The organism is Rothia sp. HMSC036D11, from assembly GCF_001814205.1.
Lineage (GTDB): Bacteria > Actinomycetota > Actinomycetes > Actinomycetales > Micrococcaceae > Rothia > Rothia dentocariosa.
Map to the genome: position 1 here is coordinate 1 of NZ_KV815272.1, position 12908 is coordinate 12908.

Genomic DNA, 12908 nt, shown 5'->3' on the forward strand with positions numbered 1-12908 from the left:
ATGAAATCCATTTCCGTATACGTAATAGGATTCCCCTCAACATCGGTAGTGGGTAGGATTTTTCCTTCTCCTTCTCCCTTCCAAGGTTCATTATTAAAGACCCGACCCTCATTAGCGCCAGGGTAATGCGGAGGGGAGCCATCCTTCATAATCTTCTGTACAGCTTGTCCAAGATGTTCAGCAGTATCTTGAGGAATCTGACCCTGATAGTCCTCGCTCTTCACCACACGGTGGTGCTTCAAACCCTCCTCATCAAGCTGCATTGCAGTCTGCAAATCTGGCGCAAATCGCTCCTCGGCGTCTTTCCACAACGCATGCTGAGGACGAGGACCCAGATCTTTTGGAGGTGCCTCGGTAAATTCTCTGCCCTCAAGCTCAGCTTGTCTTTTACGTTCGTTATATTCTTTGAGATCTTTTTTGTATTTTAGCTGTGCTTCACTATACTCTTTATCTTTTACTTTGAAGTCATCATGATCGTAGTAGTCAGTGCGTGGGCGTCCTTTCTTATCCTTCCCCCTCCATTCTTTGCGACGAACACCCTCCAACCTCTCATCCAGACGAGTCTGCACATCACGCATCGAAACCGTCGGCCCTTCAGTGGCACTAGCGCCCCTTGCCGGAGGTAGGTTCCCAATCTTTGGTTCCTCAACAGGTTTCAGCTGCACCTCAGGCTCACGCACACCACCAGCAGAACCACGAGCTACCACAGCATCATCGGCCACACCACCAGGATTAACAGCCTGCATACCAGCAGCACCAGACCCAGCACCCGAAGCAGGCGGAACCTCGCCCACCTGCGGAGCTTCCACCGGCTTGAGCGGCACTGAAGACTCTTGGGCTACCCCACGGGTACTATAGGGCAGCGGGGTGTGTGCTCCTGCTTCAGGAGCCGCAACTCGCGGAGCAGCAAAACCATATCCTGTGGTATTCAGGTGCGAACGGTCGAAGAGATTGCCATAACGCCCCTGATAAGAAACTGCCTCTAAACTTTCTTTAGAAGCCGCTTTTTCAGCGCCTCCTTGAGCACTCTTGCGGAAAAGCACAGGATATTTGATCGTTATAGCATTTTTACGTAGCATCTCTGTCTGAGCGCGAACACTTACAGCATCGCCTGAAGCTGCACTTGGTCTCATTACAGGAAGATGACGGACCTCATAACTTCCCCAGCGAATGCCCCAGCGAGCGAGCAAATAATCAACAGCAGGCTTAGCAGCAATTTTGAAAATCTTCCCCAAGCCCAATGTGGCCACATCAAGCAAAAGACTGATGAGCCCCTCACGCGTTACTTCACGAGGATCAACATGCCCTGTCTCCCAGCGCTGAACGACTATGGAAGTATTCATTGAAAGAAACATGCCTCCACCAATGAACCATCCAGCGGGGCCTCCAACTAGAGCAATAAGGCCAGCGAGTCCATAAGTAAGGACAACATCCACCTCGTCAGGATGCGAAGCTATCCATCCAGATGGATCATTCCAAAACTCACGATTAAAATTGTCAAAATCCGCTGCAGCAGATAGCCAGTAGCGGATAAATTTATCCTGAACTGTCAGCTCAAACCCAAAGAAATCCCTATACTGACGGATAGCATCAATAGATAATGGTTGTAAACCTGTGGGGTCGTGCAGGTTCACCGGATCACCCGACGCAAACAGATACGACGCACCCATATACCCCGACCCAACCACAGGCTCCACAGGATCCGGCGACAAAAACCCAGCCGTCACAGGATCATACAAACGCGCACCCATCAACTCACCGCCAACGGTTGCTAACGCACCCTGATCCGTCAAACCCACATCAGCAGGCAAACCCGGCAACCCATTACCAGCAGCTGCAGTGGTGTTGCTTCCCCAAGTCACTGGGGACGCGGCACCGAAGATATCCGTGCCAAAACCATATGCCCCCATACCTGTGCCGGTGAGGATACTATCGCGCCCGCCAAGCACAGACCCCGCCGAAACCACCTCGGTAGCACCAACACCCACCAACGAAGCAGCATCAGGTACCGTCGTATCCCACACCAGCGGCGAGACAACAGGATCCTGCCTATCCTGCTGACTCCCAACAGCTACCGGCATATTCCAAACCGACGATGCCGCAAACCACACCGTCGAGTTACCCGCGCTGGCAGCGGACAAATGACTGCCTAACAGGGAGTCGGAGCTGTGGTTGATACGCTCCACCCGCTCTAAAGAGCCCAGAGCATCCCAGCCCCACGTCACAGCAGCACCAGTATGATCAGTCGCCTCGTTACGGAAACCCCGCACATCATAGGAATACTGAATCGACCCTGTGCACACCAAAGATGACGTATCTAACCCGGTTAGATCCTCCACCACACCCGCAACAGGTGTAGCAGAAGAACCACCACCATCCTCTAGTGCCTCATACAGGCGTACCGTCTGTACCCGCTCCCCCTCGTAGGAAAACGCACGCACCCGCACCAGGGCACCCTCCTGATGGGTTTCTTCCCTCATAAGCAATCCGACCGGATCATACACCCACGCCACCGACACATCATCCGAGCTCACCGCACGAATCAACCTGCCGGAAGCATCATAGGCGTACTCACACCAGGAACCCTTAACGGTATCTTCCACCCGAGTAATCTTCCCCGCAGGATTCCGGCGTACCCGCACACCCTGCACCATACCCGACGATGAACCACTAGGCTCGTCGGCCTCACCGAGAACTTCCTCGGTGTACCCCATAACGGCTCCGGACGTATCACGCACCCACGAAGAGACACACTCCCCAACCTGAACACGTTCCAAATACCCCAGCGCATCATAAGCAAACTCAGCCACCCCAGGCTTATCACCAGCACTCGATGAGTCCTCTACCCCGATACCAGCAGGGACCTGCTGTGTAGACCTAATACGCCCGCCCGGAGAATACCCATATACGGTAGAACCATACGGAGTAGTACGCTGAACCACATTCCCATCAGCATCATAGGAGTACGCTAGGCTCCACGCACCCGTAGATGCAAACACCTCAGCCGCAGAAGCATCCCCGGCAGCACATACTCGATTACCCGATGCAAAGAACGCCATATCAGAAACCTCATCCCCGAGTTTCGGGGCAGAATCCACCCTCACCAAACGTCCCAAAGCATCTGAGACATAGGTCGTCTGAACATACACATCAGCTTCGGATTCCGCGCCATCCGAGACACCGATAGAAGACCTACCAGCAGCCGTTGTTGCACTCGCGTTAGCAGAACCAACGGTGGTTGTTGCTGTAGCGACCGTAGCAGCTGCAGACCGTTGAGCGCCCAGCCGTGCCAGATTCTCCCCCGCCAGATAATCCTTCACCGTCAGGCACCGACCGGCTCGATCCCGCACCCACGCACACGCCAACCGACCCAAGCGCTCACCTGGCTTAGCCACATGCATACTCGCCACCTCGCCGGCACCATCGTATGCATACGACACCCGCGAACCATCTGGGTTCATGACTTCAGTGCACCGGTGCGCGCCATCATACGCATACTTGGTCACCGCCCCGAATGGGTCCGTCACCGACATCACATTCCCTACCGCATCATAGGTATACGAGGTTGTCGCAAAGCCCTCAGACGTAGCTACCCGACGCGCTAGCAAACGCCCCGCACCGTCATAATCAAAAAAGCATGTTCCGCCTACGCCGGAAACAGCCTTAACCACACGCCCACACGCATCATAGGAGAACGACCGGGTGCCCCAAGCAGCATCCACGCACCGCACCATACGCCCGGCAGCATCATAGGCATACCTGCCCACCAGCTTAGTCCCAGCACGACGCTCCAACACACGCCCACACAGATCATACACAAAAGACTCCACTACCACGCCAGCACGAGTCTTCGCCACCAAACGCGAATCCGCATCATACCGGTACTCAGTCATCACCCCATCAGCATCTGTCACTGAGGCAACCCGACCACACGCATCATACGAATACTCCGTCACAGCCCCCGAGGCACTCACCTGCCTGAGTAACCGCCCAGCAGCATCACACACCTCACCCGAAACCTGACCAGCAGCATCAGTACACGTCCGCAACGCATGGGCACCGGGGACCCTCACCAGATTCTCGGTCGGATCCTGCACGCGAACAGGCTCTGAAGTACCCTGATGATGCGCGGCACCCCGATCCCCTTCACCCGAGGAGGCAGTCGTAGTGTTAGTCAAAAACTGATACGCCCACGACGTGACTGCCCCAGACGGGTCAATACTGCTCATCACCCGGCCCAGCGCGTCAAATCCCACCGTCGCGGTGTTCCCAACACCGTCCTGATGCGTGATCTCACCGGCAGCACCATCTCGACTTACCCGTGTGAGCACACCCGTCGGATCGGTATGCTCCACCAAAGTATCAGCAGCGTTATAGGCAGTACGCCAGATATTTCCGGCTGGGTCAATCTTTTCTGTCACCCTGCCCATACCATCATGGACAAATTTCGTCACATGCCCCAGCGGATCAGTCTCAGCAACCGTGTATCCCAGCTCGTTGATCTCACGCACGGTACGGGCACCATCAGGTGCCACCTGCGCAACCAGTTCCCCAGCGGCGTTGTACTCAAACCGGCGCACACCCCCAACCGCATCCGTGATACTGGCGACTTTACCCGCAGGGGTATATGTATACACAGTTGCGTTCCCCACCGGGTCAATCACCCGAACAGGACGCGAGGCAGCGTCATACTCCACACGCATAGTTGCCCCCGATGGAGAGATTACCGCCACCGGTCGATCCTGGGCATCATACTCAACCTTGAGTATGTCGCCCACAGCATTAAGCACTCCGGTCAGATTCCCCCGAGCGTCATAGGAAAGCCGCGTGACGACCCCTGTCGGATCTGTCACTGACGACATCTGTCCCGTCGATGTATAGGTATACCGGCTGGTGGCACCATCAATTATCACCGCAACCGGCTGACGCGAAAAACCCTCCTCAGCATACTCATATGAAATAACCTTTACCGGAGCATCTTTACGAATCCACGCGTCCTTCGAGCCATATGTCCGCTTGTGAACCGGTCGGTCCAAGTCGTCATACTCGGTAATACTCATCGAACCTGTAGAAGTAAGCTCCTTCACCACAAGCCCACGAGTATTCGCAGACCGCACTGTCCTTGCCCCTTCAGGGTCGGTCACCTGGATCCGGTTCCCAAACGCGTCATAAATAAACCGAACCGTAGACCCTTCCGCCGACGTAACCGAGACTAACCGCCCTTTACTATCAGACACCCACGTATTCGGATGCAGCGCCCGCTCAGCAGTATCCGCAGTGCCAGAATCCTCAGAATCGATCTCCAGGGTGTTCTCATGAGTAGCGGTGGTAATCTGAGTAATCCCACCCGGCAAATACGTATAGTCAATCACACGGCCATGCTCACTGACCTGCTGGGTAACACGCCCCGGATTATCCGGATCCCCATACACATTAGTCACCTCACGCACGCCACCAGTGCCCGTGACCGTCTGCACCAAACCATCCTCGGTATGCGTATACACGCGCGAGGCAACCACAACGCCGCAAGCCGCAGCAGTACCACCCTTGACAGCACTCTCAGGCTCATCCACGGGATCGGATGTTGTCTGCGAGGCTAGAGCGTAGGTTGTCGCCTCTGCCAGATGCCCCGTCTCACTATAGGCATACTCCACCCGAGATCCAGCCCCAGTAACAGCCACCGCACGCCCAGAAACATCATCATACGAGAGGCGGATAGCCTTACCGAAAGCACCCACCATAGCCCGCACACGAGAGGAAGAACCACCGTTGGAAGCGTCCTCATAGATAGCGGCAACCTCAGAACCAGGCTCCGAACCCCAAGAGCCCAGCCAGGCACCGCCCCGCGTATAGTAATGGTACTGCCCGGCATTATTCGACACCGCATAAAACTCACCGCCAGAGACCACTTGGTCAGAATGCTCAGCGGCCAAAGAAATCACAGCAGCAAACCCAGCACGCGCAGCCTGCGCACGCACATCACCGTTAGCCTCATCATGAGCAGCACCATTCTCAGAGTCAGAAGCCTGAGACGCAGACGAATCCGCTGGGTTCACCGTATATCGATGCAGCCACCACGCCTCCCCAGCAGCCCGAGTAAACCCAGCCCCAGCACGAGCAAAGAAGACCTGCCGCCCATCAACATCAGCCCACACCACACCAGAAGCCGTAAACCCCAAATGCGTATCCACTGTAGAAGACCACCCAGGCCCAAACGCGCCTACCGGAGCCGTATACCCCTCATGCGTAGACGCCGCCCCAGCAGCAGCGATACTGTTATACATCCGCACCAACGACACAGACCCGACAGAAAGATCCCGCTCTTCCTCAATGAAATTCCCCGTCGCCACATTCACCGGATCATTCGCATAGCCACTCGTAGGCATAGTTCCATAAATTGAAACGTCAGGAATTACAAGGTTTTTACGCCCAGGGTTAAGACCATTATCGTTTAAGAAAGCCGTAAGCGTCGCATCCGCAATAACATACTGCCCATTACTACCAGCAATCCGAAATGCATAAGCAACAGCATCAATCCAGGCTGCATCGTGGTTATTATCATTAATCCACTCAACAGTTGCTTTTAAAAGACCGGTAATATCAAGAACACCCCACTTACATGAGCTTAAATACCGCTCATACGCTGTATTAATAGAGGTGAAGTAATAGGTCATGTCTTCATAGACAACTTGCGAGAGAAACTTTGCATATCTCTCCAAAGCTTCAGGCACAGCGGACGAGACACCGCCAGAAGAGGCAAGGCTGTCAGCATATTTCTCGCTATCAGAACGAGAAAGAGACGAAACAAATTCGGAGGAACCACCTTCAGGCGCTTTGCACATTCCCCGTTCTAGGTCATAAGTATCGATTCTAACGTTAGGTTCCTCAGAAGGAACATATGCTGGACCATTCAGAAAATTCCTTTTGATCTGCTTGGATACAGACAATCCAGATAACACATTAAACAGATTATTTTCGTTGAGTTTTCTGTTATACTCTTCTTCTGCTTCTCGGGCTTTCCTACGGTTATCTTGTTCTATTTCAGCATTCCGGGAAATCTGCCTCACTGCATGAGCTGCTCGACGGCACGCATCCTCTAGTCGATGCGCATCATCTATGCACTGTTTGTAGTTCTGTACGAAGAGGTTTGCGTACCGCCCCCGAAATTCCTCGGCCGCCCGTATACCTTCTAAACGAATTCTTCCGTGGTACTCCTGAAGTTTGGAGGCAGCGCTGTCAAATGTATTTGCAAGCGCGGCAGCATCAGTAAAACTGTACTCAATGGGCTGGGTGTTAGAGTGAAAAAGGATAGAAGGCATGGCTTCGTAGGTCTCTCCGGAAGTTAGGTGTAGCTAGAGTTACTCTTCATCTTACAAGCGTTCTTGAAAATAATCTGTACTTTCGGTAGAGAGTTATAAAAATGTTCAAAAATTTTTGTACTACGATTTCATATTCTTGAAGTCCTCCTTCTCTGGAGCTCAAAACCCTATGTGCCATATGTGCATGCACATAGAAAAACGGCCCTTCGGTCATGGTGACCGGAGAGCCGCTCGATGGGTGAAGCTATGTTTTAGGGTCAGCGCAGCAGCCAACCATAGATGCGTCTATTTCGTGCTTGCCTCGCGGGCTGCCTCTTCGACTGCCACCCACGAGAGCATCGCACATTTAACGCGGGCCATAAACTTTGAGACTCCAGAAAATGCCGCCATATCGCCGTATTCTTCCTCATCCAGAGTAATCTGACCGCGCGAGCGCAACATCTCGCGGAACGCATCCACATGGTTCTGCAGCTCCCCCACGGTCATACCCGGTGCCATCTCAGAAAGTACTGATGCCGCCGCCATCGAAATGGAACAGCCGTCGCCTTCCCACGAGACCGATTCAACAACCTTTTCGCCGTCTTTTTGCTCATCAGAAAGCACGAGACGCAGGTTGATTTCATCTCCGCAGGTGGGGTTGTACTGGTGGTTGTCGGCGCTGGCGTGCCCGGTGGGTACCTCCACCAGGTGTTCGCCGGTGCGCTGCTTTGAGTGTTCCAGAATGATGTCTTGGTAGAGCGATTCTAGGGACATGAATTATCCAATCCTGTGTATATGAGTAAAGGCTTCTTTACAGCCCGAAGTAGGGGCGTACCTCGGCGAGCGCAGCAAGGAATGCATCTATGTCTTCGGTGGTGTTGTAGAGGTATGCGGAGGCGCGGGTCGAGGCCGTCAGCCCGGCGCCGCGGTGCAGCGGCTGGGCGCAGTGGTGACCTACGCGCACGGCGATACCTTTCGTATCGAGCAGCTGCCCGGCGTCGTGCGGGTGTACCCCGTCGATGCCGAGGGAGACGAGCCCGGCGCGTTTGTTCGGGTCGGTGGGTCCTAGCAGGCGCACGCCCTCAATGTTCTGCACTCCGGTCACGAGCCGCGCGCCGAGTTCTTGTTCCCAAGCGTGTACGTTGTCCATGCCGAGGTGCTGCAGGTAGCGTACTGCCTCGGCATAGGCGACGACTTGGGAGACGCGCTGGGTTCCCGCTTCAAATTTGATGGGGGCGGGCATATAGTCGGCGTCTTGGAGTTCGACGCGGGTGATCATAGAGCCGCCGGTGAGGAATGGGGGCAGCGCGTCTAGAAGTTCGGCGCGACCGTAGAGTGCGCCGATACCGGTGGGGGCGAGCATTTTGTGCCCGGAGAACGCAGCGAAATCGACACCGAGTGCGGGGAAATCTACCGGCATGTGGGGTACGGATTGGCAGGCGTCCAGGACGGTGAGGGCACCGACTTTTTGGGCGAGTAAGACGAAGCGCGGCACATCCGCAATGGCACCGGTGACATTGGAGACGTGGGTGAAGGCGAGGATACGGGTTTTCTCGGTGACGAGTTCGGCTGCGGCTTCGTAGTCGATCTGTCCGTCGTCGGTGGCGGGGATGTGTTTGAGGGTTGCGCCGGTGCGTTGGGCGAGGATCTGCCAGGGTATGAGGTTGGCGTGGTGTTCGATTTCTGTGGTGAGAATTTCGTCGCCGGGTTTCAGGGCAAAACGTTGGGCTTTTTCGCCGCCGAGTCCTTGGGAGGCGTTGCCTATTGAGTAGGCGACAAGGTTGAGCGCTTCGGTGGCGTTGGAGGTCCAGACGATGTTTTCGTCGCGGGCTCCTACGAAGGCGGCAACGGTGGTGCGGGCTTGCTCGAAGAGTTCGGTGGCTTCGACGGCAAGGGTGTGCGCGCCGCGGTGTACCGCAGAGTTGGCGTGCAGGTAGAAGTTGCGTTCAGCATCAAGAACTTGGAGTGGTTTTTGGCTGGTGGCGCCGGAATCGAGGTAAACGAGCGGGTTGCCATTGACGACGGTGTTGAGAATAGGGAAGTCTGCGCGCAACGCTCGCACGGTGTCATCGTTGAGCGGCGTGTTGGCGGGGACTGAGTATTCTGCCACGGTTGTTCCTTTTCTCTTGACCGGTTTCAGGCACGCCGCATGGCGTCGAGACCCCTGCTGCTGGCACGTTAGGTCGGGGCTGTACGCCCGAGCTTAGTGTCTGTGGAGCTATAACGTCATGCTTTTCTAGCTTATTCCTTGGCGCGGGCAAAACCTAGTTAGGTGTGTGCAATAGCCTAGGAAATCTGCCTAACCATAGCTACGGGCGTAACGGGACGTCATGTTTGCTGCTGGGCTTATCCGACAGATGTAAAGGCACCGATTTGTGCGGTTTGTCGAGTACCCATGCCCTGCGCATATTTAGGATGCACTGTGAAAGCGCTGCTGCGCCGCCGTCAACCCGTCGGTGATAAGCATGGCGACCGCATCAACGGAGTTGTCGATCAGGAACGGCAGGTCTTTGACTTCGGCTGCCGTGAAGGGTTTGAGCACGTAGTCGGCGGTGTTCATGCGCCCGGGTGGGCGACCGATGCCAGCGCGCACACGGTAATAATCTTTGGTGCCCAGCGCCTTGGTAATATCGCGCAGGCCGTTGTGACCGCCTTCTCCCCCACCGATTTTGAGTTTGATGGTGTCGAAGGGAATATCAAGCTCGTCGTGCACCACGATTATGTGGTCGGGGTCGATGCCATAGAATTTTGCGACCGCAGATACGGGCCCGCCCGAGGTATTCATGTATCCGAGGGATTTCATGAGTACGACCTTGGGACCGCCTATGCCTAAGCGGCCTTCGACAACTACGGCGGATGCTTTGGAATGCTTCTTAAAGGTGCTGCCCATTTCACGGGCGATTTTATCGAGCACCATCTGCCCGATGTTATGGCGGGTTTTCGCGTATTGCGGTCCGGGGTTGCCCAGGCCTACGATGAGCCACGCATCAGACATGTTCTCGTGTACCTTCCTGCGGGTTATAGGGTGAGAAATAAAAAAATGCTCGGTAGAGATTACTCGGTAAACCGGATAAAACTATGGGCGGATTAGGCGGTTACTGGTCGGCTATCTCGCATCTGAGCCAAACGGTAAAGATGGGTGTACGCCGTAAGTTGGCGGGAAATATGGAAGCGGCTCGCACCCGCCAGAAGCAGATACGAGCCGTACCGTTGCCGAAAAACCTCTAAAACAGGTTCCGGCGTAAACGTTGATGCGCCGTGCGCTCCTTCGTCTACCTGACCTTAGTCGACGAACAGCAGGTCGATGTGCTGCAGTTCGGGGCGGATTGGGTGACGCTGAATATCCTGCACGCGAGTCTTGAACTGCTCACCATCAACCTCGATCACCAGAACGACGTCCTTGTTACGAACAGCCATGGTGGTCGCGTGGCCGGGGAGGATCACGTGCTTAGGCTCTTTACCATTGCCGTAGATAACGGCGGGGATATCACCAACAGCGCGGATGCGGCGTGCATAGCCCTTACCGAAATCGGTGCGGGGCTCAGCAGTAATTTTAATTTCAGACATGGTAATCTCCATTCCTTGATCATGGGTAATGCGCCAAGAGAATAATGGCGCAAATCATGGGATTCCATGCGCCACCTCGTCGATAACGGCAGAATCTGCCCTCGCCTTGGCTAACACTATATTCTTACAGATTTTCCAGATACGAGCAAGGATAGTTTTTCCTATGTTCCAGACCCGCGCCCCAGCACCAAGTACTGCTGAGGGTCCCCAGATGCTCGGCGAGCGCATCGCGGTGATCGCAAGGCCGTCTGAAAAATTAAAATGTATTAACAAACCGCCCTCGCCCCCATACATCATCAAGATGTGACTTGACTGCGTTTTCCGTTTTGCAAAATTACATATTTGGAATTTCGAGAACACTCTCATTTTTAGCGTTTGAACTGAAAGAGAAAAAATACTACCCTGTTTTCAAATGACGTTGAATAAACGACTTAAAACCCAATAAAAACAACTAAAACCCAATAAAGACAACTTAAGGAGACAGCATCATGGCAAAAGATCTGAATGTGTTCGACAAAGAGTACGGCCTTTTGATTAACGGCGCGTGGACGAGCCCCGGCACGCTTTTGGATTCCTACAATCCCGCCAACGGCGAAGCACTGGCGAAATTTACCGACGCGTCCGACGCCGATGTCGATGCCGCCGTCGCCGCCGCGCAGGAAGCGTTCAAAACATGGCGCAAGACCACCACAACCGAACGCGCCGCCATACTCAACAAAATCGCCGATGTGATCGACGAAAACTTGGAATTGTTCGCCTTGCAGGAAACGCTGGACAACGGCAAACCCATCCGTGAAACCCGTGCCGCCGACATCCCGCTGGCTTCCGACCATTTCCGTTATTTCGCCAGCGTCATCCGCGGCGAAGAAGGCACCGCCACCCAGCTTGACTCCGAAGACCTGTCCATCGTATTGCGCGAACCTATCGGTGTCGTCGGTCAGATTATTCCGTGGAACTTCCCCTTCCTGATGGCGGCTTGGAAAATCGCCCCCGCACTCGCCGCAGGCTGTACCATCGTCATCCACCCGTCTTCCAGCACTTCACTGAGCCTGTTGTCGCTCGCCCAAAAAATTAACCACCTACTGCCTAAAGGCGTGCTGAACATCATCACCGGACGCGGTTCAAAATCCGGCGAATACATGCTGCACCACAAAGGCTTCAACAAACTCGCCTTCACTGGCTCGACCGAAATCGGCCGCCGCATCGGCATCGCTGCCGCCGAAATGCTCATTCCCTCCACCTTGGAGCTGGGCGGCAAATCCGCCAACATCTTCTTTGACGACATGCCGTTCGATAAAGCCCTCGAAGGCGCGCAAAAAGGCATTTTGTTCAACGAAGGTCAAGTGTGCTGCGCCGGCTCGCGCATCTTCGTACAAGAAGGCATTTACGACAAATTCGTCAGCGCCTTGGCGGAAGAGTTCAAAAAGATCAAAGTCGGACTGCCTTGGGAAGACGATACCCAAATGGGTTCGCAAGTCAATGCTGGTCAGCTTGAAACCGTTTTGAAATATGTCAAAATCGGTGAGCAGGAAGGCTGCCGCATCATCACCGGCGGCAAAAAAATCGAGGGCGAGTTGAGCAAAGGCGAATTTGTCGAGCCGACCTTGATTGAAGCTGACAATAACGACGCCCGCGTTGCCCAAGAAGAAATCTTCGGTCCGGTTGCTACCGTGATTAAATTCAAAACCGAAGAAGAAGTCATCAAAATGGCCAACGACAGCGAATACGGCTTGGGCGGCGGAGTTTGGAGCAAAGACATCAACCGCTGCCTGCGCGTCTCCAACGCACTGGAGACCGGTCGTGTCTGGGTGAACTGCTACAACCGTCTGCCCGCAGGCGCACCGTTCGGCGGCTACAAAACTTCAGGCATCGGCCGCGAAACCCACAAGATGATGCTCGCCGCCTACACGCAGGTGAAAAACATCTACATTTCCACCCGCGAAGAGCGTGAAGGGTTATATTAATTGGTCTGCTGAACGTTGATTGATGTAGAGAAAAGGCTGTCTGAAAATCCGGAGTCGGGTTGAACTGCCCCCTCCAATC

The 12908-nt window shown here is 54.6% G+C and carries 6 protein-coding genes; 1 reads left to right on the forward strand and 5 read right to left on the reverse strand.

What is annotated here, in order from left to right:
• From HMPREF2958_RS00010 to HMPREF2958_RS00030, 5 genes are all read right to left on the reverse strand, one after another.
• Window positions 1–6674, reverse strand: a 6674-nt coding sequence (locus HMPREF2958_RS00010; RefSeq protein WP_210400866.1) for a DUF6531 domain-containing protein, incomplete at its 3' end; no start/stop codon positions are given.
• A gap of 930 nt (window positions 6675–7604) precedes the next feature.
• Window positions 7605–8072: a Fe-S cluster assembly sulfur transfer protein SufU gene (sufU, locus tag HMPREF2958_RS00015; protein ID WP_048754381.1), complete on the reverse strand. Its 468-nt coding sequence runs from the start codon at window positions 8070–8072 to the stop codon at window positions 7605–7607.
• Window positions 8073–8109: 37 nt separating this feature from the next.
• Window positions 8110–9408 carry an aminotransferase class V-fold PLP-dependent enzyme gene (locus HMPREF2958_RS00020; RefSeq protein WP_070695748.1) on the reverse strand — a complete coding sequence of 433 codons (1299 nt, stop codon included), beginning with the start codon at window positions 9406–9408 and terminating at the stop codon, window positions 8110–8112.
• Between the two features lie 300 nt (window positions 9409–9708).
• Entirely contained in the window at window positions 9709–10293 is a 585-nt protein-coding gene (pth, locus tag HMPREF2958_RS00025; protein WP_070695749.1) for an aminoacyl-tRNA hydrolase, read from the reverse strand.
• A 287-nt stretch (window positions 10294–10580) separates the two neighbouring features.
• A complete protein-coding gene (locus HMPREF2958_RS00030) occupies window positions 10581–10865 on the reverse strand; it encodes a 50S ribosomal protein L25 (RefSeq protein WP_041321708.1) in 285 nt (94 codons plus the stop codon).
• A 488-nt stretch (window positions 10866–11353) separates the two neighbouring features.
• On the opposite strand from HMPREF2958_RS00030, the gene HMPREF2958_RS00040 reads away from it, so the two are divergent.
• A complete protein-coding gene (locus HMPREF2958_RS00040; protein WP_070695751.1) occupies window positions 11354–12829 on the forward strand; it encodes an aldehyde dehydrogenase family protein in 1476 nt (491 codons plus the stop codon).
• Window positions 12830–12908: the final 79 nt, after the last annotated feature.